We start from the raw sequence: 26,620 nt of genomic DNA, 5'->3' as shown, positions 1-26,620 counted from the left end.
ATATAGAAGGATAAATTCGATAAAAATAGAATTTAATATATAGCAAACAAGGAGGGGATAAAAATGGAGGTTTATCACATAACGAGTAGAAAGAGGGAAACTTATAACGTTCGAGTGAAATATTCGATACTTTTCGAATGTGCACTTGGCATTGCAGCAATTACTCATAAGAGGTTAATTGATACTCTTGAAAAGAGTCAAAATGAATGGGAAGAAATTAAGAAATCATTAACAGAAGAAATGAGAGAGCACTTACAATTTGTCGAAGAACATAATACGTGGAAAGCATTGCTTCAGTTGTTGTATGAAGAGGATTTTCAGGACTTAGCACAGTTTCATGGTAAAATCGATTCGCTTTCAGAAGTAGATTTGAAATATATATGTTTACCGTTTTTAGGGGAGAAGTATGAAGAGAAAAGACATTTAGCAGCAAGTGGAAATGTAACTGCAATATATGAACTAGAGGAGCTGACACAAGGTCATCAGTTTTTCTCTACATATATTCGTTTTATATGTAATGTTGATGTACAAGTGCTGAAACCTCATTTAATCGCTGTAATGACAGGTTGGTATGAGAGTGTTATTCAGAAAGAGGAAGAAGAAATACGTTCTATATTAAAACGAGACTATGAAACAAAGGTTGAAATGAATAAAAAGATGAAACCAGAAGAGTTCGTCGAGTGGGCTACAGGTGGCGTTATTTATATGCCAGAGCCAAGTGTTCATCACGTACTTCTTATTCCGCAAATGACGTACAGACCGTGGAATATTGAGGCCGATATTGAAGATACGAAAGTATTCCATTATCCAGTTGCAAACGAAAGTATTCATCCTGAAGATCCATATGAACCGAATTATTTTTTAGTTCAAAAACATAAAGCTCTTGGAGATGAAGCGAGGTTACGTATTGTAAAAATGTTGTTCGAAAAAGAACGAACATTGCAGGAAATTACAGAAAGACTGCAACTTGGTAAATCGACTGTACACCACCATTTGAAATTGTTACGTGCAGCGAAGTTAGTGGATATACATGATGGGAAATATGTATTAAGGAAGAAAGCAGTACAGTCTTTAGCGAAGGAATTAGATATGTTTTTGAATAGATAATTAACAACGAGAATGTACATAAAGGGAGGAATATAAAAGAAAAGTTGGTGTATGAAATTGAAAAATGTATTGAAAAATCGTTCGTTCTTTTTTATGTGGATTGGTAGTGCAATTTCAGAATTAGGCGGGGGTTTCGGAACGTTATGTAATTCAATTCTAGTATATGAGTTAACAGGATCGGAAATGGCTTTAAGTAGTATGTGGTTATTATATTTCATCCCATCACTCATACTGCAATTAATCAGCGGCCCATTTATTGATAAATGGAGCCGGAAGTGGATTATGATTTTTTCACAATGGATACGAGCGTCCGTATTCTTATTACCTTTGGTGATGTTAGTTTCGGGTAGTATAGAAGTTTGGCACATTTATGTTGTTCAAATTGTAGTGGGACTTATTACACCACTTTATACACCTGCAAGTCAAGCCATTACACCAAGCATTGTAAGGAAAGAACAACTTCAAGATGCGAATGCGTACATTGATGGAATGACTCGACTTATGATGTTTCTTGCGCCAGTATTAGGTGGAGTAGTCATTCATTTCATTGGAACAGAACTTACATTATCTTTCGTATGCATTTGTTTATTTGTTAGTGGCACTTTCTTACTTTATATAAAAGAAAATAGAACGTCGCAACCTATTCGGAAAACGTGGCTTGGACAGTTTCTTCACGGTTTTACATATTTTTTTACAAAACCAATCATCGTTTGGCTCGGTGTCTTTCTTACTTTCGTGCAATTTGGAGTTGGGGTAACGATGGTTACAAATCTTCCTTATATAAAAGACGAGCTGTCAGGGGGATATGCGGAATTTGGTTATTTTATGGCCGGATTCCCGCTTGGCTATGTAGTTGGATCTATACTAGTCGGAAAAGTAACATATAAAAGCAGGCGTATACTTATGCTTGGAGGATTGTTTATCGGGGGACTCACATACATTTCGCTAGGTTTTAACCACAGTATTGTAATGGCGATAATAATTGAAATAGTTGCAGGTGTTTGTATTGCCTTTTTCAATGTTTATAATACGACGATATGCCAAAAATCAGTTCCGAACAATATGATAGGACAAGTATTTTCAGTACGATTATTTTTCATACGATCCGCTATGCCGTTAGGTGTGTTAGTAGGGGGAATATTGAGTGAAATGTGGGGAGTAAGAGCACTATACTTTATTATCGGTTCAATTATATGTGTCACCTCTTTAATCGGAATATTACTCCCATATTTCAAATTTTTAGATGAGGCGATAGAAGAGAAAACGGCATAATTCAAACTTTATAATTGAAAATAATTATCATAATCAACTATAATAGAAGAATAGTAGTATTCGTATTATAAAGAGGGAGTGGGATATATGTTTATTGAAACGAAAACATTTACAGTAAAAGAAGGTACATCAAATATAGTTGTAGAACGTTTCACTGGAGAAGGAATTATTGAAAAATTTGAAGGCTTTATCGATTTAAGTGTTCTTGTGAAAAAAGTAAGACGCGGCGACGAAGAAGTTGTCGTTATGATCCGCTGGGAATCTGAAGAAGCGTGGAAAAACTGGGAAACAAGTGAAGAACATTTAGCAGGTCATAGAGCGAGTCGGGGTAAGCCAAAACCAGATCATATCATTAACGTTGATCACTCAGTTTATTATGTGAAATCATCGAAAGCGGCTTATCAACAGTCGTAATATATATATGTAAAGGTAGAGGATATTTGTTTAGTAATAAACAAATATCCTCTTTTTTGATTTATAGTAAAATATGGATGTGATAAATGTTTATTTGTAAATGGAGGTAAATGAAGTGAAAAGAATATTACTAATGACATCTTTGGCAACGATATTATTATCAGCGTGTAGTATTAATAATGTGAAAAAAGAAGTATTTAAGAATGAGGAAGAAAAACGTGAAAGCAGTGCAAAAATAGTAGAGCAGAAGGAGTATATCATTATTGATAAGAAACATAATGATATATTTCTAAAAGATGCTAGCTCAAATAAAGAAGACAGTGTGAAAGTAAGTTTAAATGATTTAAACTCAACAAAATGGAAGGCGCCTAAAAGAAACGGTATCCTAGATATAGGTGATCATATTTCTTTGGAAAAAGAAGAGGGTAAATATACACCTACATTAGTAAAAGATCTTGTTGGTGAAATAAAATATGATGGTACAATTAAATATAAAATTTTAGAAGCAACTAGTAAATCAGTAAAGTGGTTTCCGCTAAATAAAGAGAACAATGGAGGATATGTTCCGCCAGAGATGGTAAAAGTAGTGAACGCTTCGAAAATAAAAGCTGGAGATATTGTAACGATTCAAGATAAAACAAAAAGCAGTGAAGATGTAATTGTATATGAACTGACTATTGTTGAATAAGTATGTAGAAGATGAAAGATATAAGAGAAGTAAAATATATAGGTAACGAATAACTCCTTAATAATGTGTGTGGAGGTTACAAATGTTAGAAGCACAAATATTTAAACATGAACAACATAAAAAATTAGTGCAAACCATAGTAGCGGAAATCTTGTGTACGGAAAAGGTAAATGGATTTATGCTAATTGGATCTGTCGCAAGAGGTGACGCATATCCTGATTCGGATTTAGATTTTTATATTCTTTTACAAGAAGGACAAAAGAAGAAATTTCATTCTGAAATGAGAGAAGATATTTTAGTTGAATATAAGAGTGCAGATTTTAATCAAATTCAAGTAAACTTTAAAAACAATCCGATGGAACTATACTCATTTCTAGAAGGGAAAACTTTGTTTGATAAAAGCGGTGAGTTAAAAAAATTAAAGGAAATAGCTACATATGAATTTGAAAACTATCGAGTTTCTAGCGACAAAATGAAGGGTATTTCTCATTGGTTGCATAGTTCGTTAATTAAAATTCAATCTTAATGCAAGAAAATCTAGAGAACCAAGCATGTTTCCCATATGGTACAGTACGAAACGATTATAAGTAGTACAGTGATATAAATAGGAGGTTACCACTATGACAGATGTATTTAAAGATATGGCGTTCCAGCTAAAAACGGAACGACTCGACCTGAAGATGTGGGAGGAATCCGATGCAGTCTGGCTTAGAAAACTAATTGGTGAACGTGGAGTGGAAATGCCAACCATTGAATCTGTTCGTAGCTCTCTTATCGAAATGCGCAAGAATGCAACTGAAAATGGTATTTCTCTTCTCACAATTCGTAGACGAGACGAAGGCGATTTCATCGGATACTGTGGCTTAATCATCGGTCGTTCTACGCTTGAAGAGCCGGAGATTGCATACGAATTGTTCAAAAGTGCTCATCGCAAAGGTTATGCGACAGAGGCAGCATCAGCAGTGCTGGAAGCTGCGATTGCTACGGGGCGCCATAGACTTTGGTCTACTGTAGGCGCTTGGAATACTGCGTCTTTTCGGGTATTAGAAAAGTTAGGGTTTCATCGGCATCACAGTACTTATGGTGAACGCGGTGAGATTGTTTGGAATGTTCGCGATCTGTAGGTTAAATTCGAAATAATGAAAAATGTAAAAGAAAGCCCATATGTTAGATTCCTCAGTAATCTAACATATGGGCTTTTCTTTTAAATGCAATAGTTTGCTCGTTTGTTTTAATTTTTTACATCTTCGTATAATTGGAGTGCCTCTTTCACATTCAATCCATTTTTCACAATACCATGTATCGCTTGAATCATCGCAGCTGGATGTTCAGATTGCCATATGTTTCGGCCCATATCTACGCCGATTGCCCCTTCTTGTAGTGCATTGTACGTAATGTTTAATGCGTCTTCAATTGAATCCAGTTTTGGCCCACCAGCAATTACGACTGGGGCAGGGCATGTGCTCGTAATTTTTTCGAACCCTTCGCAGTAATACGTTTTAATAATGTCAGCACCCATTTCAACACATACACGGGAAGCAAGTGCTAGAAAGCGAGCTTCACGTTTTTGTAGTTCTTTCGCAACGGCGGTAATGCCGAGTACTGGCAGACCATAATCGTGAGCTTCTGAAACTACGTTTGCGAGATTCGTAACCGTTTGTGTCTCATAGTCGGACCCGACGAAAACAGACACACCTACGCCAATCGCGTTTTGTTTTACTGCTTCTTTTACAGGTGTAACAATTGTCTCATTCGCTAAATCTTTACCGACGACAGTAGCCCCGCCAGATACACGCATAACCATCGGTGTACTGCAGTTTTCAGGAATGCAGGAGCTAAGTACACCACGCGTCAAAAAGAGAGAATCCGTATAAGGAAGTAAGTTTTTAACTGTTTCAAGTGGCTGTTCAAGCCCATGAATTGGTCCTAAAAAGTAGCCGTGATCTATCGCTAACATAACCGCTCTGCCATCAGGTAAAATTGTATTTAATCGATTTTTAAATCCCCAAGTCATTCGAAATCACTCCTTCGTTAATGTTGGATTTTCCGTTTGTACCGTATCTTTACTTGGTAAATGTGGTGACTTAATAAAAACTGCTTTAAAAGGTTTGTCAGAATGGTTAATAAGATAGTGAGATTCATGTGGGCGAACTTGCAGGACATCCCCTTGTTTAATTGGAACTCTTTCGTTATTTACATAGAAATCTATTTCACCTTCTAATGCATAGAAGACCTCTTCGCACGTTGTATGATAATGGTTTTGAAACTCTTGCCCAGGCTGAATGACAACAAGGCCTAAATCAATATTCGGCCCTTGTATTAAATATTTCGGCCCATTATCACCGAAGCGATAAGAGAAATCATTTTCATTCGCTTTTAACATACATTTCACTCCTTTATCCCGTATTAACGGGCAGTAAAACTCCCATCTCAAAATTTGTCTGGAGCAAAGAAGGTAGGTGGAGATCAACTGCCCGTAAAAGCCTGATTGGTTCAGCTAATAATCAGTGGGGGAGGAACAAAAACCCCCACTGATTAAAGTTTCACTTTATGTAATCTGTTACAGTGCACCAGGCGCAATCCACATATGTGAAGTGAGCCCTTTATCAGCTAAAGCGAGCTGACTGTCATACACAGTTTTCCATGTTTCATAGAACTCTTTATATAGTTCGTGATTTTCAGTAACTGGTTCGAATGTTTGCTCCCACTGTACAAACTCTTCGGCAGTTTCTTCCATAGATGCATATATGCCAGCGCCAACTCCAGCAGCAATTGCAGTTCCTAAAGCAGCTGCTTCTTTTACAACAGGTACTTTTACAGGAATACCAAGGACGTCTGATAGAATTTGTGGCCATAGTTTTCCTTTAGCGGCACCCCCAGCAAAAACGACTTCAGAAGGGAATGCCCCTGTGAGATTTTCTATTAATTTTAAGTTTCCAAGTGTAACGAAGGCTGCATTTTCTTCAATAGCACGGAACAGTTCTTTTTTTCCGCATTTGTCAGCATCTAAACTTAAATTTAAAAAAGAAGGTGCGGCATGACGCCAAGAAATGTAGTTCATAACGTTTGAAAAAGTAGGGATAATGCCATGTGAACCGACAGGTACGTCTTTCGCTTGTTCTTCTAGTAATTCATAAGCATCTACACCGAGTTTGTCAGCAAGTTTCTTTTCCTCTTGGCAAAAAGCGTCTCGAAACCAGCGCATAACGAGGCCTGGGAAAAAGGCAATCGTTTCGTATTGCCATAGATTAGGTACGACGTGACAATTTATACGAATCGCAGCTTGTGGATCTGGTATTGGCTCAGTAACATTCACTTCTTGTTGCCAAAAACTACCTCCGCATATTAATGTTTGATTCGGTTTCACGACTCCAGTTCCGAGCGATGCCATTTGAGCATCTCCGCCCCCGGCTACGACAGGAATTCCTTCACGTAATCCAGTTAATGCTGCACACTCTTTTGTAACGTTGCCAATTACTGTACCAGCTTCATTTACTGTTGGTGAAAATGGCAATGTTAAACCACACTTGATAGCGATATCGTTATCCCATACTCTATTTTGTAGGTCAAAAATACCGGATGTACATCCGTTTGAAGGATCGATTTGTAGTACGCCGCTTAATTTATATAAAATCCAATCGTTTAACATCGTAAAAGAATGAATATTGCTATAGACTTCTGGTTCATGTTTTTTAATCCAAAGTAGGCGGGGTAAAGCGCCTAATGAAAAAGTTTGACCAGATCTAGTATATAAATCTTCTTCAAGATGTGACCGTATTTCTTTTAGCTCACTAACTTCAGCGGACGCGCGCCCATCAACATTTGCGCAAGCCCATATTTCTTGCCCATCTTTATCATATAAAACAAAACCTTCTCGCATACTAGTAGCGCTAATAGCTTGAATGGAAGAGGGCGAGATATTGCTCCTTTGTAAAACTTCTTTCGTGCATTGTTGTACTAGCTTCCAGTTTTCTATTACATCAAAATTCATAGAACCTGGGTAACGAGGATCTGTATTATGAACCCATTCTTTTTGACTGACAGCAATTTGATTACCTAGTAAATCAAAAAGAACAGCTCTAATGCTTCCTGTACCAGCATCAAAAGCTAATAAATGAGACATTAACAATCACCATCCTTTCGTAATAAGGAGAGGGCCGTTTCCTCATCGGTAATTAATGTATGAATAAACTTTCCTTTTAAGGCACCATAAATTGCGTCTATCTTTTCTGTACCTCCAGCAACACCAACAACATGTTTCATTTTGCGCAGAATCGAGAGCGGCGTACCGATTAGTTGATTATGATGTGGGAGCTTTAATAAATCACCATTCGTATTGTAAAACTGTCCTAAAATATCGCCAGCACCGTTTTGACTACGAATATATGTCATCTCACGTAGTGTTAATTTTTCTTCTTTTACAATCGTAGCGTCTTGAGATAATCCTCCAATACCGACAACTGCTGTATGTGCAAGTGAAGCGACATGAAGCATATCTTTTACACTCGGTTCTGATAGAATACTTTGTGCCATTTCGGTTGTAGATGCTAGAAACGGCGTAGGGATAATGTGAAGATCGCCTTGCATGTAGTGTAAATAGTTTTGTTTTCTCGAGAGATAGTGATTTACTCCGCCTGTTAACGTTACGATTGAAAGATTAATAGAAGTCTCAAAATGAATGTTTTCTAGCATTTTGCTAATTGTTTCTCCCCATCCGATACCGAGTAAATCGCCTTGCTGGAGATGAGTTTCTAAATATTGTGCAGCAGCTTTTCCGAGAGAAGCGTGATAATTGTTTACTGGGGTCGGGATAATAAAAGCATCTTTTAAGTGGAATTTTTTCATTAAGTCACGCTCAATACTTAAACAGTGTAAACCAGTCCCTTTTACGTGAAATGTAACGATACCTTCACTTCGCGCCTTATCTAATAACCGGACGACTTTATTTCTTGAAATATGAAGAAGTGAAGCGATCTCCTGTTGTGTTAATTGGTCTTTATAATAGTACCAAGCTACTTTAGTTAATAAATTCTCTTCAAAGTTCAGCTGAGTCATACTCTTCATCCCTTTCAACAATTGACCACTGCTTAAACATATGTGCCATATATTTTGTTTATTCCAGTTGAAACGATGAATAGTATGTAGAAAAAAGTGTTCTAGATATGAAAAAAGGAATATACAATGCTACAAAACAAGTAGAACAAATAATCATTTTCTCAAAAAATGTTCTGGATAAAGGCAGGTGACATCAAGTGGAGAACATACCTTTATTACAAGTAAATAAAATGAGTAAGGCGTTTTCAAATCAACTTGTATTAAAAGAAGTGAACTTACAAGTAGAGCGCGGAGATATATACGCTTTAGTTGGGGGAAATGGCGCCGGGAAATCAACATTAATGAAAATATTAACGGGGTTATATTCGTATGATGATGGAGAAATGTATGTAAAAGGAACGAAGCAACAGTTTTCAAATCCGTCAGAAGCACACCGAAAAGGTATTTATTTAATACCGCAAGAACCGCTCATTTTTCCGCATATGACTATTGAAGAAAATATCTGTATCGGGTTAACAGAAAAGAAAAAGAAATTAAGAGTACAGATTGAGCAATTGATTAAAAGTCTAGGGTGGGATATTGACCTTAATGAACTAGGAGGATCATTATCGATTGCGCAACAACAGTTAGTAGAAATTGTTAGAGGATTAATACGAGAAGCTGAGATTCTTATTTTAGATGAGCCAACATCGACATTAACAACTCACGAAATTAAGAGTCTTTTTGTGTTGATGAAAAGTTTACAAGAAAAAGGAATTGGGATGATTTATATTACGCATCGCTTTCCAGAAATCTTTGAAATTGCTAACAAAGTAGCAATACTACGTGATGGAATGATTGTAAGCCAAGGTGACGTATGTGACTATACATATGACATGCTGATGGAGGGGCTATTGCCAAAAGGGTATAAACAGAAAGAGAAAATAGAAGTAGTTCAAGAGACAGCAAGGACGAAAAAAATATTAGAAGTGATCGATATAACGAGCCACGCATTCAAAAATATATCATTCACTGTACATGCGGGTGAGATTGTAGGTGTTGCTGGCATTATAGGATCTGGCAGGACTGAATTAGCAGAAGCGATATTTGGATTGAAAACTATAAAATCAGGGTCTATCTTATTAGAGGGAAAATCAATTGATGCGTGTTCTTTGCATAAAAGGCTAGAAGAGGGACTGGTTTATGTGCCAGAGGATAGGGCGAGGAATGGAATCTTCTCAATTGCTTCTGTTAAAGAAAATATTGCAGCAGCAAGTTTACAGCAAAATAATCGCTTTTTTATAAATCAAGAAAAAGAAAGCGCTTTAGTTAATTCATTTATAGAACAGTTCCGAATTGTTATACAAAATATGAATGAAGAACTGGCATCTTTATCAGGAGGTAATCAGCAGAAGGTCGTGCTTGCGAAGTATCTCGCATGTAATCCTAAAATTATTATTCTTGATGAACCGACTCGTGGAATTGATGCGAAGGCAAGGCTTGAAGTGTATGAGACGATAGAAAAAATGAAAAGGGAAGGACTCGCAATATTATTAATCTCTTCCGATGTTGAAGAAATTGTGCAATTAGTAAACCGTGTATATGTAATGCGAAATGGGCGATTTGTTTCTCATATGGAAAAAGAACAACTAAGTGTGAATGAAGTTACACGCCTTGCACACGGAGGTGTAGCGGAATGAAACGCATGTTAAAAATGCATGAAACGTCTATCATACTGTTACTACTAATTTATATAGCTATTGTAGGAATAATAAACCCTAGTTTTATTCAATTTAACTCGTTATCTTTACTGATAAAATCAAGCGTTATTTTAGTCATGCTAGCAATTGGCCAATCGTTCGTCTTATTTACGAAAAATATAGATGTATCAGTTGGTTCAAGCATGGGGTTAAGTGCAGCCGTTTGCGGAATGTTGTTAACGGATGGATATCATGCATCTTTGTCCATACTTGCTGCTATTTTACTTGGTGCTATTCTCGGTTTTATAAATGGAATTGGTGTTGCGAAGTTTCGGGTACCTGCCATTATTATGACATTAGGTATGTTAGGGGTCATTAGAGGTGCGATGTTAATCTTTACAGGTGGAAAATGGATTGAAGATATACCAAACGATTTTAAGCAACTGTCATCGATTATCATACTTGGTTTGCCGATCATTGTATGGGTTGTTCTTATTATTTTACTACTACTATACTTCTTTTTAAGGAAAGTGCCATTTGGAAGATACTTTTATGCGGTAGGTGATAATGAAGATGGCGCGAGACTTATTGGTATACCTGTTAATAAAGTGAAGATATACGCGTTTATAATTTCAGGCATAAGTGCTGCGCTCGCTGGTTGCATATTTGTTATGAATATCGGATTCGTTCCAAATCAAACAGGAACTGGGATAGAACTACAGGTTATCGCAGCTGCTGTACTAGGAGGAGTTCATTTAAAAGGAGGAACGGGTTCTATAGTTGGAGCTGCATTAGGAGCGATATTTTTAGAGGCGATAAGCAGTTCACTCGTCTTTTTAAAAATACCAGCATTTTGGAATAATGCTATTTCAGGTTTCTTATTATTACTAATCGTCATATTAGATAGCGTTATGAAAAAGTGGAAGGCAGAAAGGAGGATGAATCTATGAAGTATGTATACAGATGGGAAGGTGTTCTAATCGTATTACTTCTTTTAGAATTCATTCTCTTTAGTTTTATAAATAGTGATTTCTTAAATATTAGTAATCTCCTTTTTAGTACAAATGATTTCCTATTTATCGCAATTGCGGCGATACCAATGACTTTCGTTATAGTAACAGGAGGAATTGATGTATCGGTCGGCTCCATAATGGGTCTCACTTCGATCTTAATCGGTGTACTTTGGCTGAACGGAATACCTATTTTGTTTGCTGTCATAATAGCCCTAATAATTAGTTGCCTAGCAGGCACTTTAAACGGACTTATTATAAAAATGACAGATGTCGAACCACTCGTCGTTACACTCGGAACGATGTTTTTATACGGAGGAATTGCACTCGTCATTTCAGGAGGGGCAGGTGCTTCTGGGTATGAAGGAATAAGTGGTTTACCTGACACATTTGTACAACTAGCAAACGGTAGTTTTATAGGAATACCGAATTTATTATGGTTACTAATTATATTAATGATTTTATGCACGATATTGTTTCATCGCACCATATATGGGCGCCACGTAAAATTAACAGGTGCGAACGAAAATGCAGCCAAATACACCGGGATTAAAACAAAAAAAGTAGTCATCATCGCTTACATACTTTCCGGATTAGGGGGTGGATTAGGAGGCGCTTTCTTAACTGCCTATTTCGGTTCCGCACGTGCTGATATGGGAAGTGAAACAATATTACCAATCATTACAGCAGTCGTGTTAGGCGGGACACTTATTACAGGGGGAAAAGGAAGTATTATCGGTACTGTACTTGCGAGTATTTTTATAGGACTCATGCAGTATGGTTTGCAAATGACGGGTTTAACAAATGAACAATCTAATGTAGTTATTGGTATTATTCTTATTCTTTCAGTTATTATGAGGCATTTCAAATTACATCAATTCACACCGCGGAAAAGAAAGAACTTGCATAAGGGGGAAATGTCATGAAGAGAAAATTAGGGATTGTATTCATTGTATGCATTTGTTTAATCGGTTTAATCGCTTGCTCTAGTCAAACCGCAGATAAGAAAAAAGCTGATGATGTGAAATTTGCATTTATCCCAAAATTAACTGGAGTTGGCTTCTTTACATCAGGGGGTGAAGGAGCAAAAGAGATGGGAGATAAGTTAGGCGTACAAGTGAAATACGATGGACCATCTGAAGCGAGTGTTTCGGGTCAAGTAAAATATATAAACAATTTCATTAACCAAAACTATGATGCACTTATGGTCTCTTCTACGTCAGTAGATGGTCTATCGCAATCATTGCAACGTGCTAAGAAAAAAGGCATGACGGTGTTGACATGGGATTCTGATGTCAATCCGAAAGACCGTTCCTTTTATATAAGCCAAGGAACACCGGATCAACTTGCTAACTTATTAATTGAAATGACTTCTAAGCAAATTGGAGATAAAGGAAAAGTAGCCTTCTTTTACTCTAGTCCAACAGTAACGGATCAAAACCAATGGGTAACGAAAGCGAAAGAAATTATTAAAAAGAAATATCCGAACTGGGAAATTGTAACGACGCAGTACGGTGAAAATAATGCACAAAAGTCTTTGTCGGTAGGGGAGAATATTTTAAAAACGTATCCAGATATTAATGCAGTCATTTGCCCGGATGCAACGGCACTTCCAGCAATGGCACAAGCAGCTGAAAATTTAAAAATGGATAAAAAAGTAGTCGTAACTGGCTTCTCTACACCAAACGTGATGCGTGATTACGTAAAACGAGGAACAGTAGCGCAATTTGGTTTATGGGATGTCAAACAACAAGGTGCACTCGCAACGTATGTAGCAAATGAAATTGTTGTAAAAGGGAAGAAGTTAAAAGTGGGGGATAGCTTCGAAGTAAAAGGAATTGGAAAAGTAAAAGTAGAGCCAAACTCCATTCAAGGATATGACTATGAGGCAGAAGGGAACGGAATTATCGTACTACCAGAACGAGTCGTATTTACAAAGGATAATATTGATAAATATAATTTCTAGTAACGAAAAAACGTCCGAATGTATCGGACGTTTTTATTTCTTCATTAATTATGAACCGTTTCTTTTTCATTTAATCCAAGCGTACGACCTGTAGAAGTGTGAAGGTCTTGGAACAATCTTGGATTTTCAGTTAGTGAAATGCCGTAAGAAGGAATCATTTCTTTTATTTTTCCTTCCCATTCTACCATTCGGCTTGGGAAACATTTTTCTAATACTTCAAGCATAACATGAACGGCAGTAGAAGCACCCGGTGATGCACCTAGTAACGCCGCGATTGATCCATCAGCCGCACTAACAACTTCAGTACCGAATTGAAGTGTTCCTTTACCGCCAGCGTCAGTATCTTTAATTACTTGTACACGTTGACCAGCAACTACAACATCCCAATCTTCACTTTTTGCGTTCGGAATGAATTCGCGTAATTCTTCCATACGTTTTTCATGTGATAACATAACTTGCTGAATTAAGTATTTTGTTAATCCCATTTCTTTTACACCAGCAGCTAACATCGTTAAGACGTTATTCGGTTTTACAGAACCGATTAAGTCAAGGTTTGATCCAGTTTTTAAGAACTTAGGAGAGAACCCTGCGAACGGTCCAAATAGTAAAGCTTTTTTATTGTCTATATATCTCGTATCAAGGTGAGGTACAGACATTGGCGGAGCGCCAACTTTAGCTTTACCGTATACTTTTGCATGATGTTGCTCTACAACTTTTTGGTTTTTACATACCATAAATAGTCCACTTACTGGGAATCCACCGATATGTTTTGATTCAGGAATACCAGTCTTTTGTAGTAGAGGTAGACTACCGCCGCCGCCGCCGATAAAGACGAATTTTGCAGTATGATGCTCGATTTTACCACTATTCATATCGTGTACTTTTACTTCCCACAAACCATTCTTCGTGCGTTTAATATTTTCGACACTATGTTTGTAGTTTAGCTCGACATCTTTCGTTTTTAAGTAATCAAACAGCATACGTGTTAATGCACCGAAGTTAACATCAGTTCCAGAGTCAATCTTCGTTGCAGCCATCGGTTCATTAGATGTACGACCTTCCATAATGAGTGGAAGCCATTTTTTTAATGTTTCAGGAGCATCGGAAAATTCCATTCCTTGAAACAGTGGATTTTTTGAAAGCGCTTCAAAACGGTTTTTTAGAAACTGAACATTTTTTTCACCTTGTACTAAACTCATATGAGGTAGAGGCATAATGAAATCTTGTGGATTACGAATTAATTTGCTTTTTACAAGATATGCCCAAAATTGTCTTGAAAGCTGGAATTGCTCATTCACTTTTACAGCCTTACTAATATCTATAGATCCGTCAGATTTTTCGGAAGTATAGTTCAGTTCGCATAGTGCAGAATGCCCTGTACCTGCATTATTCCATTCGTTAGAGCTTTCTTCCCCGGCACTTGCAAGTTTTTCAAAAACTTTAATTTCCCATTCAGGTGCTAATTCTTTTAGTAATGAGCCCAACGTTGCACTCATAATTCCTGCACCAATTAAGATAACGTCTGTTTTTTGCTGCATGTTGCTCATGATAATCTCTCCATCCCCTATATTGGCAAAAAAGAGTAGGTGTTTTCTATGTCTAAGCCGTAAAAGAGAAACACCGCCTAGGCCCCACCTAGGTATTTACCTTTTTTGTCTCAATTATATAACCATCTCATACTCTATTATAATAATTAATAGACTAAAATATCTAGTGTTATCTGATAATTTTAAACTATTTAACGTTTTATTCGCCAAAAATCTTATTTAACAAGCTCTTTTAAGGTGATAAATAGAAAAAAATTACAGTTTGAAATTATCTCGAAAAAGCTTACATATCCAAAAGTGGGTAGAAAGGATACCTTTTTATGGGATTTTTGCTCTAATTATTGTATGATTATTCTGAATATTAAAAGGAGGGATACACATGCGTACACAAGAACAAATCGCAAACTTATTTCGAAATTTTTCAATAAAGGAATGTAAAGGGTCAAGTGACTTATATGAATATTTATCAATGAAAATTGCTGAAGATGAGGAAGTACTTACACTATCGTCCTATGCTCAGGTAGGTCAACCAGTCCCAAACTTATTATTAGGTGCCGTACATTATTTATTACTAACAGGGAAAGAACATCCTTTAAAAACGTATTACAGTAGTTTAGTTGAAAATAAGAATACAAATTTAGATAAAGCTTTTGCTCATTTTAAAGATTTCTGTAAAATATACAGAGAGGAAATCATTACTTTATTACAAACGAAACTTGTTCAAACGAATGAAGTAAGAAGATGTGCGTACTTATATCCAAGTTTCAGTTACATATTTAGCAAAGTGAATAAACCGTTAGCGTTAATAGAAATTGGGACAAGTTCTGGATTACAACTATTTTGGGACCAATATAGCTATTCGTACGGTACAGATGAAACATACGGAAATATAAATTCGAATGTACATGTAACTTCTGAAATAAGAGGAGAGAATGTGCCTCATTTATTAAAAGAAAGTCCACCTGTCGTAGAAAGAATCGGACTAGATTTACATGTAAATGATTTACATAGTGATGAAGATTATTTATGGCTACATGCACTCATTTGGCCAGAACATAAAGAAAGGCTTGAACTGTTTGAACAAGCTGCATCTTTAGTAAAAAATAAATCTGTTCAATTAATAGAAGGAGACGGTGTAGAGCTATTACCATCTATTATTGAACGAATAAGTAGCGACGCTGTTATCTGCATTTTTCATACACATGTCGCAAATCAAATACCTGAACAAATAAAACGTAAGCTGGAAAAACAAATCCAAGAAATAGGTGCAAAACGTGATGTATTCCACCTATATAACAACATGTGGGACCGGGATCTTCATATTGATTATTATATTAACGGAAACGAATATCGTGAAACAGTTGGAGAAACAGAAGGGCATGGGAGATGGTTTAGTTGGAAGCTTGGGAAGGAGACTTTATGCTAACGAAGGCCTCATTATTATGGATTTCATCACTAATATTCGGAATGAAAGCAGTTGACGTAAGCGAATCCGTTGACTGTTTTTCTATTTATTAAGCTTATTATGTATCCAATGTAAGCCTTAAATGTTTTCATGCTGTAAGTTTTAAAAAAACCACGATATAATCTTTTCCCAAAAGAAGTTAAAGATAGTGGATTGTTAGATTCTTCCTAGTTTCAAGCGAGAAACCAACAGTTAATCAGCTATATTACTAGTTCAAGAAATTATTATTTCAAATGGAAAAATCAAAGGAAAGTAAATATTTAACATGAATATATAATACATACGAGAAAGAGGACCATTTGATAGGGGGGATTCCAAATGCATATGGACGAACGATTGAATTTGCAGTTAACTAGTCAGGCTCTTCAGGTAATGAATAATGGAATTGTTGTTGTAAATCATGATGGAATCATCACATTCAGCAACCAACTATTCTGTAGCATGTTACATAAAAAAGAAAATGAAATCATAGGTGAGCATATATCAACGATTATTCCTGATCGTAAAAATTTAGTAGTGAATCAAAGTGAAAGTTTGTACAAGTACGAGTGTAAGATTGGCAACCAAGAATTTATTGTGAATGAATCCCGTGTATATCAAAGTGGAAAAGAAGGTGGAACGATTGTCATTCTGGCAAACAAGGAAAAAAGTATACAGTCTTTGGAAAATACTATCAGTCGGTATGAAAATGCCTTAAATTTACTTTCGGAATGTATTTTAGGGGTAAATGAACAAGGAATTATCAATTTTTTAAGCGGCTCTTATGCAAAATTTTTAGGGATTGATGATCCAAAGGAAGCGATTGGAAAACATTGTACGGAGGTCGTTGAGAATACGAGGATGCATATTATCGTAAAGACAGGGCAGGTGGAAATTGGACATATCCAGCGTATAAGTAATCGGAATATAATCGCAACGCGCATACCTATCGTTAAGGAAGGTAAGATTATTGGGGCAATTGGTAAAATTATGTTTCATGATATACAGCAGTTTAAAGCTTTGGGAGATCAAATTAGTGAAATGGAATCAAAGATAACTTACTATCAAACTGAATTACAGCGGCTGCAAGAAGGGAGGCTGTCCTTTCAAAGTATTATAGGAGAGAGTGCGAAAATGAAAGAAGTAAAAACGATGGCTTTAAAGGTTTCTAAAAGTCGGTCTACTGTTTTGATAAGAGGAGAAAGCGGTACAGGAAAGGAGCTTTTTGCGCATGCGGTACATCGTGCAAGTCCGCGTGCTAGTGGCACATTTATTCGCCTGAATTGTGCTGCGATTCCAAGGGATCTTTTGGAGGCTGAATTATTTGGATACGAAGAAGGGGCTTTTACAGGGGCGAAAAAAGGCGGTAAGCCTGGGAAAATTGAATTGGCTGATAAGGGAACGTTATTTTTAGATGAAATTGGTGATATGTCTTTGGACATGCAGGTAAAGTTGCTTCGTGTATTGCAAGAGAAAGAGATTGAAAGAATTGGCGGCACGAAAATTCAAAAGGTTGATGTTCGTTTCATTGCGGCGACACATCGGAATCTCCATGAAATGGTGCAAAGAGGGGAGTTCAGGGAGGATTTATATTATAGGTTGAATGTGTTCGAGATTGATATTCCTCCGTTACGAGAGAGAAAAGAAGATATGATACATATAACGGAATTTTTAATTAAGAAATTGAATGGTGAGCTAGGTAGCAACGTTATTTCATTAGATGAGAGAGTTAGAGATATATTCATGGAGCATGGTTGGCCAGGGAATATTAGGGAGCTAGAGAATGTGTTAGAACGAGCGATGAATGTTATAGAAGGAATGATTATTCAAGTGCATCATCTCCCTATCTATTTAAGGAAAAAAGACTTGGAAGAAACGTTATACCATGAAATATTTACGTTGGACATGGAGAAGCAAGAGATGAGTTATTTACTGCAGGCAGAAGTGGAATCCGCTGAAAAACGTGCGATTACGAGAGCCTTAGATAAAACTGCTGGAAATATAAAAGAGGCAGCCGGGCTTTTAGGAATTCATCGGGCCAGCTTATATCGAAAAATAGAAAAATATGAAATGTCATGAAGGAAAGTAAAGGGCAAACAGGCCCTTTTTTTGTTTGTAGTAATAAATACTGTCTCTATTTTGCGACGTATTCTTATAGATGCGACATGTTTGCTAATATTTGTTGCGTAAATGCGACATGTAAAGGTGGACATGTTAGGGTGATTACGAAGGAATAAGGGAATAGGGAATGAGTCGATTTTTGGCATGTTTCTTGCTATATAAATAAAAAAGACTTTAGCAGGAAGGGGATGGAATGCAGTGCTGGAAAATCATAGCTTACCGTATTTTATCATGCAAAGTATCGAAAAAACACCAAGTAAAGTGTATTTACAATTTGAAGAACAAAGGGTTACATATGAGGAGCTATATCATCGAATTACAAGAGCCATAGCGGGATTTTGTGAACTCGGTATTCAAAAAGGAGATAAAGTTTGTATTATGCTTCATAACACGCCTGAATATCTGGATGTATGGTTTGCTTTATCTTTTATGGGAGCAATTGCGGTGCCTCTGAATGTGCATTTAAAAGGAGAAGGTTTGCAGTATATTGTATCTCACTCTGATTGTAAGTTAATCATCGTTGATAAGGAATTTGTTCCTCAAATTGTTTCTTGTTTGTCATTTATACAAAGGGACATTCAAATTGTTGCTTACGGAAAAAATGAAAGCGCAGTCATTATGGGCGATGGTAAAGAGCGGTTAGTAATCGAATTGAAAGATGTACTACTTACAAATAATCATCACCTTCCAACTGAATTTGTTTCCTCCACTTTTATTAACAGTATCCTTTATACCTCTGGAACGACTGGATTACCTAAAGGGGTCATGTTAAGTCATTTAGCCTATGTAAATTCTGCGCAGTCATTTGCTAACTATATGGTTGGCGCAAGTTCAAAAGATGTCTTATTTACAGCGCTTCCGTTATTTCATATAAATGCCCAGGCACATACAGTACTTGGGGCCATTTCTTCCAATGCGACGATTGCTCTTGGTAAGCGATTTAGTGCTTCTAGATTTTGGGATGAAATTCGTAGTCATGGCGCAACAATTTTTAATTCTTTAGGATCTATGATTCCTATTCTCTGCAAGCAGCCAGAAAAGGAAGACGATAATGAAAATTTAGTAAGAGTGACGGCTTGTGCTGCTACACCTAAGGAATTTTGGAAGCCGTTTGAGGAGAGGTTTGGCGTTCAGATTGTGGAAGGTTACGGATTAACAGAAACAACGGGTTTTTGTGTAACGAATCCACTCTATGCTAATAAACCACCTTCTATAGGAAAACCATATTCATACGTAGAGACGAAGATTGTAAATGAGGATGGAAATGAAGCGCGGACTGGTGAAATTGGAGAAATTTTTATTCGTTCATTACAAGGACAAGCATTCATGGAAGGTTATTATAAAATGCTTGATAAAACAAAGGAGGCGATGAAGGAGGGATGGTTCCATACAGGAGATCGCGGTTATCTAGATGAGGAAGGTTACTTATACTTTTGCGATCGAATTAAACAGTGCATACGAAGACGTGGAGAAAATATCTCTTCTTGGGAAATCGAAAAAGTTGTGAATAATCACCCAAAAGTACTTGAATCAGCAGCTATCGGTGTCCCATCAGAAGTGGGGGAAGAGGATGTCAAATTATATGTGATTGTGAAAAAGGGAGAAACGATGTCCTATGAAGAGATTATAGATTGGTGTCAAGATCGTATGGCTTACTTTATGGTACCGCGATATGTTCAATTCAGTGAAACTTTCCCAAAAACTGCGACGGAACGGATTCAAAAGTTCAAGCTGAAGGGGGAAGGAATCGGAAGTGCTTGGGATCGTGAAAAGGTTGGCTATGTAATTAAAAGAACAAGTTGATGCGCTGATTTTACCTTATTACATATTGGAAAGAGGGGATTGGATTGGAAAATAAACGGGTTGTTACATGGTCCAAAGAAAATGGAATTGCGACAATTATCATTGATAATCCTCCTGTCAATGTACTGAGTGGTGCTGTGGTGGAACAATTGACGGTAGCAGTCGATGAAATCGAACGGGATGATGAAGTAATTGTTGTACTTCTAACTGGCGCGGGAGAAAAGGCCTTCGTTGCAGGAGGGGACATTAAATCATTTCCGGAATGGATTGGGAAAGGGAGCGAATATGCAGAGGGAAAATCATTGTGGCTTCAGAATCCATTAAATAAAATAGAAAGATTGCTAAAGCCAGTTATAGCTGCTATTAACGGATTAGCACTTGGGGGCGGGTGTGAATTAGCTTTATCATGTGATTTGCGGATTATAGAAGAACACGCCCAAATTGGGCTTCCGGAAGTGAAATTAGGTTTATTTCCAGGTGCGGGAGGAACGCAACGTTTGCCGAGGTTAATAGGAACTGCAAGTGCGAAGGAAATGATGTTTACTGGTGAAGCACTCACTGCTGAAGTAGCTTGGCGAGTTGGTTTGGTGAATCATGTTGTTCCGCGTGGCGAATCGCTGAATAAGGCGAAGGAATTAGCCGCAAAGATGTCTCGATTTTCTCTTCCTGCTTTATCTTTGATGAAACAATCTATCGATAAAGGGTTATCTTCTTCTCTTGAGGAAGGATTAAAAATAGAAGCTGAGAATTTCGGACATGTATTTCAAACGATTGATGTAAGAGAGGGAGTAGAGGCCTTTATAGAAAAGCGAACACCATTTTTTCATAATAAATAAAAAGCTATGACTATAATATGCAAAAAGTAATGCCTGCCAGAGGCAGGCATTACAACAATATATACAAAGTTAAAAAAATCCATATTATTGAGGGGGATTGGGGTTATGGATTTATTGATTGTATTGTTATCGCTTGGCTTGCTTATATTTGTAGCTTACCGAGGATTCTCAGTCATTTTATTCGCTCCGTTATGTGCGTTGCTCGCTGTGTTTTTAACAGAACCGTCGTATGTTTTACCGTTCTTTTCTAATGTCTTTATGGCGAAGATGGTCGGATTTATAAAATTATATTTTCCTGTATTTTTGCTTGGAGCGATTTTCGGTAAGGTTGTAGAAATTACTGGAATAGCAGAAAAAATCGCGAAAATTATTATCCGTTTTATTGGTGTGAAAAGAGCGATTCTTTCCATTGTATTAATGGGAGCGATTCTTACATACAGTGGTGTTAGTTTATTTGTGGCGGTATTTGCGATTTATCCATTTGCGGCGCAATTATTTCGCGAGGCGAATATTCCGAAACGACTCATTCCAGCGACAATCGCATTTAGCGCATTCACGTTTTCGATGGATTCGCTTCCTGGATCGCCTCAAATCCAAAATGTCATTCCAACTACTTTCTTTAAAACAGATATTTATGCAGCTCCTACATTAGGAATTATCGGAGCATTGTTTATCTTTACATGCGGCATGTTGTATTTGGAAAGGTGTAGGAAGAAGGCTGCTGCTAAAGGAGAGGGGTACTTTGGAAAAGACGGTGCTACTTCTGAACTTGCTGCCACAACAAGTGCACAGCTGGTGCAAACGCCAATTGCTTCTAGCGATGTTATTCCAGCTAGTTACTGGGTAGCTTTTCTTCCACTTGTACTGGTTGGAGCGATGAATAAAATCTTTACAGTATTCATCCCCGTTTGGTATACAAAGGGATTTGATTTTGCATCTATAGGCTTGAAGGAGTATGGAACGATTGATATGGGACAAGTTATAGGTATTTGGTCAGTGGAAATAGCACTTCTTATTGGAATACTGTCTGCTATAATATTAAATTTTCAAGCGGTAAAAGAACATTTTCAATCTATTACAAGCGTGGGCGTAAGTGGTTCAATCTTAGCTGCCATGAACACTGCAGCTGAGTATGGATTTGGTGCTGTTATAGCAGCTTTACCTGGATTTGTCATGATTCAAAATTATTTGACGGGGACTTTCGCAAATCCTTTAATTAGCGGAGCAGTCATGACGAATATATTATGCGGGCTGACGGGCTCGGGTTCGGGTGGAATGAGTATTACATTAGGTTTAATGGCTGAAAAATATATTGAAGTGGCAGCGAACTTTGACATTCCGTTAGATGTGCTGCATCGTGTCATTGCAATGGCGGCGGGAGGTATGGATACTCTCCCTCATAATGGAGCTGTTATAACCTTACTTGCAGTTACAGGATTAACGCACCGGGAAGCTTATAAAGAGATTTTTGGTATTACGATAATTAAGACACTTGCCGTATTCTTCGTTGTTGGAGTGTATTTGGCGTTTTCTATTGTATAGTAGGGTGGTTAACGCATTCATAATGCTAGATAATGAATAGTGTTAAATACAAACAGCTATCTTTCTATGAGACGATGGTTGTTTGTATGTTTTCAATGAATTTCATAAAAAACTCAAATTGTAGATTTAGGTTGAAATATCCCCAACTTTACTTGGTTAAGATGAGTAGGGCTTCCCTGTTAAAATAATAAATTCGGTAAATTTACTTGTTGCAACAATGCATTTTTTCACATCCATTGCAACAAATCCTATTTTCCCCTTTGATAACAGGTATATCACAATGTAAAGTAATGTAGTTTACTGATTCATTTATCCTTATAAAAATACTTGAAATATCCCGCTCGATTAGCAATTTCTTTCCCAACTACAAGAAAATAATTATAGTAGGCACTGGATTGTCAACATTAATAATAGCTGTGAAAAGCTTTTGCAAACGTTATTTATCCATAGAAGAATTTGAGGGAATATTCCTAGTAGTAGTTGAAGATGTAATGAAATTCCAGAAAATGAAAGTAACTAGTTACTTTCATTTTTCTTTTGTGATAATATGTTAGTAATTACTTACTTACATATTGAATGGAGGAATATAGATGGGGAAATTAACAGCACGAGAAAAAGTTATGGAAGCTGCTACTTTATTATTCGGGGAAAAGGGGTATACAGCGACAACCATTCGTGAAGTGGCAGAAAAAGCAGGTGTAAGCGAATTAACGATATTTCGTAATTTTAAAAATAAGGAAAATCTTTTTAGGGAGAGTATTATTTTACGGACGACACCAGTTGCTTTGCTAGAGGAAATAGAAGAGCAATTTACTGGTGATTTACATAAGGACCTTACGAAAGTGGCGGAAACATATATTCAAACCAATTTACCAAAGCTAAATTATATTTGGGCTGCGTTAATAGAATCAAGACAAAATAGTGAAATGAAAGCATTACTACATGAGTTGAATTCACATCTAGTGAATCACTTAGAACAATATTTAAAGCAACTTGGTGAGAAGGGACACATTTCCACCTGTAATTACTGTTTGATAGCGAATATGTTTTATGGACAACTGTTTTTATACATTATGAATGTAAGTATATCGGAAGAAGAAATTCAGTTAGAAGAGTATATAGAGACATGTGTAAATTTATTTATGAATGGGATTTTAAATAAATAAAAAGAATAAGGGTGGCAGAAATGAGGAATATATTAGCATTAATAGCTTTAATTGCAGGTTTTTTTATGGCAATTTTAGATTCGAATATTGTGAATATTGCATTACCAGAAATGACAAAGACATTTCATACTTCAATTGATACAATTTCTTGGGTTGCTAATAGTTATAATGTTGCCTTTGTATCGTGTTTATTAATTGCAGCACGCCTGGCGGATCAGTTTGGTCGCAAGAAACTGTATATTATTGGTTTATTGTTTTTTTCTATTAGTTCATTTATGTGCGGTATAGCCACTTCTTTTCATACATTAGTTGCTTTTAGGGTAATACAAGGAGTTTCCGCCGCAGTTATCGTACCAGTTGCTATGCCATTAGGCCTTAATTTAGTACCGAAAGAAAAACAAGGTATGATAGGAGGCGTCATGGGAGCTTTTGGGGGATTAGCAGCGGCGATTGGCCCTTCACTTGGAGGCGTTTTAACTGACAAATTAAATTGGAGTTGGGTGTTTTTTATTAATATACCAGTGAGTATATTATCTTTCATCTTCGTGATTCTTTGTATTAAGGAATCGTATGATCATGCTACAAGCTCTAAAATAGATTGGGCAGGTATGATTACTTCTGCATCTGCACTATGCTTACTCGTATATGCACTCATACAAGTAAATACAAATCATTTAAGCACGATAAGCTTAATACTTCTTTTTATGCTCTCATTCATAGGTTTTATATTATTTTTTATCATTGAAAAGAAAAGTGAAAATCCAATGTTGCCATTAAGAATATTCACAAATAAAGAGTTCTCAATCTCGAATTTTTCTTTATTCTTTGTTGGAATGGGACTAATGAACTTTTTATTTATACTTGCTTTTTATTTTGTTCAAGTAGAAGGTATGTCTGAATTACAGTCAGGTTTAATAATTAGCACGCTAGCGATTGTTTCGATGCTTGTTACAGCAATAGTAACACCACTTGCAGCAAAGCGGGGAAGTTCATTAATAGGTAGTATAGGGCTATTAACATTTATCGTAGCGTCATATTTATTTAGTCAAATAGATTCAAACTTTACTACATGGGATTATATTTGGAGGCTAATAATCGTTGGAATTGGAACTGGGTGCACATTAGCACCATATACAACAACGGCAGTTTTAAGTGTGCCTATTGAAAAGTCAGGTGTTGCTGCAAGTATTTGTAATATTTCAAGAACAGTTGGAAGTATTGTTGGGGTTGCGATACTTGTGATGTTTCTGAATCATCAATTGTTAGTTGAAAAAGAGAAGGTAAATAGGGAAGTAGTAACTATGATTAAAAAAAGTGATTTGTCAAATTTAGAAAGGGGGGAAGTATTGCAAGCGATAAATAAAAAACAGCAAATCATCTTAAAATCTGATGGAGAGCGAAAAATTTACAAACAAGTAAAGGAGGAATATCAGCAAGGAGTAATTCGTAGTTATAATTTAGCATTTTTAATGGGCGCAACTATATTTTTTATCGCATTTATTTTTAATATAGGAAGAGTCTTATTAGAGAAGAAAAGAAGAGGATCGTTTGAATAAAGAAAAAGGCTGTGCGTCATATAGAGCACAGCCTTTTTATAGTGATATGTATTTAATCAAAACCCAGATAATCCATCAATCTCACAAACTTTCTTGGATGTAAAACCGATATTTAGTAAAATTTTGCGCGAGGGGAGGTTGTTCGGATCAATAATTACAATATAGTTTTGGCATAGTATTGCTCCAAACTAAAATTTTTATTGTTCGTCAGAAAAGATTGTCTTTAATACTATTACTTACACTACCATAACCGTTGTTTTCAGTAAAACACGCTCCATCTAATGTAAGATTCCCTGAATGTTGTAATGTATTAAAAGTTCATTGGTACGCTCATTACTAAGTCGTAACATGTCATATATGTATTTTTGGCTATATTGAGGATAGGTTGGTTTTATATATGTTTTAGTAATTGAAAGAAAACTATTAAGTATGAAGAAGGGCATAAAACGTTTATAGAAAATAAGGAAACTTATAATATATAGAATTAGAAATAAGAATTTGATAGTATTGGAGTAAGGAGTTTTAATAGCAGTATATTAAGTGGTACTAATATATTGTTGCAAATACTTCCATGAATTTATGGAAGCATTTGATAGAATTCAAAAAAATATAATGGAGGCTCATATGAAAAAAGTAATTGGCGCAGCAACAGCAACTGTTTTCGGATTGGGAGCATTTACTACAACTGCTACCGCAGAAACAATCGTAACAGCAGATGTACTCAACGTACGTGAAAAACCGACTACGGAATCAAAAGTAGTCGAAAAGGTAAAAAATGGGCAAGAATTAAAAGTCATCAATACTGAAGATGGCTGGACAAAAATTGAGTTGAATGGTAAAGAAGTATTTGTAAGCTCGGAGTTTACAAAAGATATTTACCATGTAACAGCAAATTTATTAAATGTTCGTACGGAAGCAAACACAGAATCAAAAATTCTTGGCAGACTGAAAAAAGATGATGTAATTGAATCAACGAACCAAGTAAAAGATGGATGGCTACAATTTGAGTATAAAGGAAAAACAGCTTATGTAAATGTTTCTTTCTTATCTAGTACAGCACCAGTTGAAAAAAAGGCTGACGAGAAAACGAAGCAAGTAGCGAAAGTGCAAAAAATGGTTAAAGCTAAGGAAGAAGCGAAAACACAGAAGGTAACAAAGGCAAAAGAAACAATTAAACCTAAGGAAGAAGAGAAAGTACAAGAAGTAGTAAAAGTACAAGAAGTAGTAAAAGTACAAGAAGTAGTAAAAGTACAAGAAGTAGTAAAAGTACAAGAAGAAGCAAAAGTACAAGAAGTAGCAAAACCTAAGGAAGAAGCAAAAGTACAAGAAGTAGCAAAACCTAAGGAAGAAGAGAAAGTACAAGAAGTAGCAAAACCTAAGGAAGAAGAGAAAGTACAAGAAGTAGTAAAGCCTA

Annotated in this window: 22 protein-coding genes and 2 pseudogenes; 18 read left to right on the top strand and 6 right to left on the bottom strand. The window is 36.4% G+C overall.

Annotated features, from left to right (window positions below; all coding sequences use genetic code 11):
- Positions 1-63 precede the first annotated feature (63 nt).
- The 6 genes and pseudogenes from MR079_RS00120 to MR079_RS00095 all read left to right on the top strand — a co-directional run bounded on the left by MR079_RS00120 (position 64) and on the right by MR079_RS00095 (position 4,605).
- A complete protein-coding gene (locus tag MR079_RS00120) occupies positions 64-1,107 on the top strand; it encodes an ArsR/SmtB family transcription factor (protein ID WP_242293251.1) in 1,044 nt (347 codons plus the stop codon).
- Positions 1,108-1,158: 51 nt separating this feature from the next.
- Positions 1,159-2,379 (top strand): MFS transporter, encoded by a 1,221-nt coding sequence (locus MR079_RS00115; RefSeq protein ID WP_242293250.1) that lies wholly within the window; start codon positions 1,159-1,161, stop codon positions 2,377-2,379.
- A gap of 87 nt (positions 2,380-2,466) precedes the next feature.
- Complete coding sequence (gene hmoA / locus MR079_RS00110; protein WP_139865944.1) at positions 2,467-2,793, top strand: heme-degrading monooxygenase HmoA; 327 nt, start codon at positions 2,467-2,469, stop codon at positions 2,791-2,793.
- Between the two features lie 100 nt (positions 2,794-2,893).
- A complete protein-coding gene (locus MR079_RS00105; protein WP_103627374.1) occupies positions 2,894-3,481 on the top strand; it encodes a hypothetical protein in 588 nt (195 codons plus the stop codon).
- A gap of 82 nt (positions 3,482-3,563) precedes the next feature.
- Positions 3,564-4,004, top strand: a pseudogene (locus MR079_RS00100) (nucleotidyltransferase domain-containing protein); the annotation flags it as partial.
- 97 nt (positions 4,005-4,101) lie between these two features.
- Complete coding sequence (locus tag MR079_RS00095) at positions 4,102-4,605, top strand: GNAT family N-acetyltransferase (protein WP_139865942.1); 504 nt, start codon at positions 4,102-4,104, stop codon at positions 4,603-4,605.
- A gap of 107 nt (positions 4,606-4,712) precedes the next feature.
- Here MR079_RS00095 and lsrF read toward each other — a convergent pair whose 3' ends face one another.
- The 4 genes from lsrF to MR079_RS00075 all read right to left on the bottom strand — a co-directional run bounded on the left by lsrF (position 4,713) and on the right by MR079_RS00075 (position 8,536).
- Positions 4,713-5,495, bottom strand: coding sequence for a 3-hydroxy-5-phosphonooxypentane-2,4-dione thiolase (gene lsrF, locus MR079_RS00090; protein ID WP_070806325.1), 783 nt, complete (start codon positions 5,493-5,495; stop codon positions 4,713-4,715).
- Between the two features lie 6 nt (positions 5,496-5,501).
- A complete protein-coding gene (locus tag MR079_RS00085) occupies positions 5,502-5,864 on the bottom strand; it encodes a cupin domain-containing protein (protein ID WP_000909987.1) in 363 nt (120 codons plus the stop codon).
- 177 nt (positions 5,865-6,041) lie between these two features.
- Positions 6,042-7,604, bottom strand: coding sequence for an autoinducer-2 kinase (gene lsrK, locus MR079_RS00080; protein ID WP_242293249.1), 1,563 nt, complete (start codon positions 7,602-7,604; stop codon positions 6,042-6,044).
- On the bottom strand, positions 7,604-8,536 hold the full coding sequence (locus MR079_RS00075) for a sugar-binding transcriptional regulator (protein ID WP_242293248.1): 933 nt from the start codon (positions 8,534-8,536) through the stop codon (positions 7,604-7,606). The genes lsrK and MR079_RS00075 overlap by 1 nt, the downstream gene beginning before the upstream one ends.
- Before the next feature lie 197 nt (positions 8,537-8,733).
- On the opposite strand from MR079_RS00075, the gene MR079_RS00070 reads away from it, so the two are divergent.
- From MR079_RS00070 to lsrB, 4 genes are read left to right on the top strand one after another with little or no spacing between them, the layout of a single operon-like run.
- The gene (locus tag MR079_RS00070) at positions 8,734-10,215 is read left to right on the top strand and encodes a sugar ABC transporter ATP-binding protein (RefSeq protein ID WP_242293247.1); all 1,482 of its coding nucleotides are present in this window, start codon (positions 8,734-8,736) and stop codon (positions 10,213-10,215) included.
- Entirely contained in the window at positions 10,212-11,165 is a 954-nt protein-coding gene (locus MR079_RS00065; protein ID WP_139865938.1) for an ABC transporter permease subunit, read from the top strand. The genes MR079_RS00070 and MR079_RS00065 overlap by 4 nt, the downstream gene beginning before the upstream one ends.
- Positions 11,162-12,151 (top strand): ABC transporter permease subunit, encoded by a 990-nt coding sequence (locus MR079_RS00060; protein WP_139865937.1) that lies wholly within the window; start codon positions 11,162-11,164, stop codon positions 12,149-12,151. The genes MR079_RS00065 and MR079_RS00060 overlap by 4 nt, the downstream gene beginning before the upstream one ends.
- Positions 12,148-13,191, top strand: a complete 1,044-nt coding sequence (lsrB, locus tag MR079_RS00055; RefSeq protein ID WP_000823633.1) for an autoinducer 2 ABC transporter substrate-binding protein LsrB — start codon at positions 12,148-12,150, stop codon at positions 13,189-13,191. Before MR079_RS00060 ends, lsrB begins: the two co-directional genes overlap by 4 nt.
- Positions 13,192-13,235: 44 nt before the next feature.
- Here lsrB and MR079_RS00050 read toward each other — a convergent pair whose 3' ends face one another.
- Positions 13,236-14,738, bottom strand: a complete 1,503-nt coding sequence (locus tag MR079_RS00050) for a malate:quinone oxidoreductase (protein WP_139865936.1) — start codon at positions 14,736-14,738, stop codon at positions 13,236-13,238.
- A 379-nt stretch (positions 14,739-15,117) separates the two neighbouring features.
- On the opposite strand from MR079_RS00050, the gene MR079_RS00045 reads away from it, so the two are divergent.
- From MR079_RS00045 to MR079_RS00015, 7 genes are all read left to right on the top strand, one after another.
- Entirely contained in the window at positions 15,118-16,164 is a 1,047-nt protein-coding gene (locus MR079_RS00045; RefSeq protein ID WP_139865935.1) for a DUF2332 domain-containing protein, read from the top strand.
- A gap of 357 nt (positions 16,165-16,521) precedes the next feature.
- The gene (locus MR079_RS00040; protein ID WP_016717798.1) at positions 16,522-18,261 is read left to right on the top strand and encodes a sigma-54-dependent Fis family transcriptional regulator; all 1,740 of its coding nucleotides are present in this window, start codon (positions 16,522-16,524) and stop codon (positions 18,259-18,261) included.
- Between the two features lie 240 nt (positions 18,262-18,501).
- A complete protein-coding gene (locus MR079_RS00035; RefSeq protein WP_242293246.1) occupies positions 18,502-20,106 on the top strand; it encodes an ATP-dependent acyl-CoA ligase in 1,605 nt (534 codons plus the stop codon).
- A gap of 44 nt (positions 20,107-20,150) precedes the next feature.
- On the top strand, positions 20,151-20,942 hold the full coding sequence (locus tag MR079_RS00030) for an enoyl-CoA hydratase (protein WP_016717796.1): 792 nt from the start codon (positions 20,151-20,153) through the stop codon (positions 20,940-20,942).
- A gap of 105 nt (positions 20,943-21,047) precedes the next feature.
- Positions 21,048-22,484, top strand: coding sequence for a GntP family permease (locus MR079_RS00025; RefSeq protein WP_074585915.1), 1,437 nt, complete (start codon positions 21,048-21,050; stop codon positions 22,482-22,484).
- Between the two features lie 590 nt (positions 22,485-23,074).
- Entirely contained in the window at positions 23,075-23,650 is a 576-nt protein-coding gene (locus tag MR079_RS00020) for a TetR/AcrR family transcriptional regulator (RefSeq protein WP_016717794.1), read from the top strand.
- 20 nt (positions 23,651-23,670) lie between these two features.
- Positions 23,671-25,206, top strand: a complete 1,536-nt coding sequence (locus MR079_RS00015; RefSeq protein ID WP_139865932.1) for an MFS transporter — start codon at positions 23,671-23,673, stop codon at positions 25,204-25,206.
- Between the two features lie 56 nt (positions 25,207-25,262).
- Here MR079_RS00015 and MR079_RS00010 read toward each other — a convergent pair.
- Positions 25,263-25,361 (bottom strand): annotated as a pseudogene (locus tag MR079_RS00010) (GNAT family N-acetyltransferase); the annotation flags it as partial.
- A 469-nt stretch (positions 25,362-25,830) separates the two neighbouring features.
- Between MR079_RS00010 and MR079_RS00005 the strand changes: the two are divergent.
- Positions 25,831-26,620, top strand: a 790-nt coding sequence (locus MR079_RS00005; RefSeq protein WP_242293245.1) for an SH3 domain-containing protein, incomplete at its 3' end; no start/stop codon positions are given.

This window comes from Bacillus cereus group sp. BfR-BA-01381 (genome assembly GCF_022663555.1).
GTDB classification, from domain to species: Bacteria; Bacillota; Bacilli; order Bacillales; family Bacillaceae_G; genus Bacillus_A; species Bacillus_A pacificus.
The sequence above is the reverse complement of the archived record's forward strand: the minus strand, read 5'-3'. Positions and strand labels throughout refer to the sequence as shown.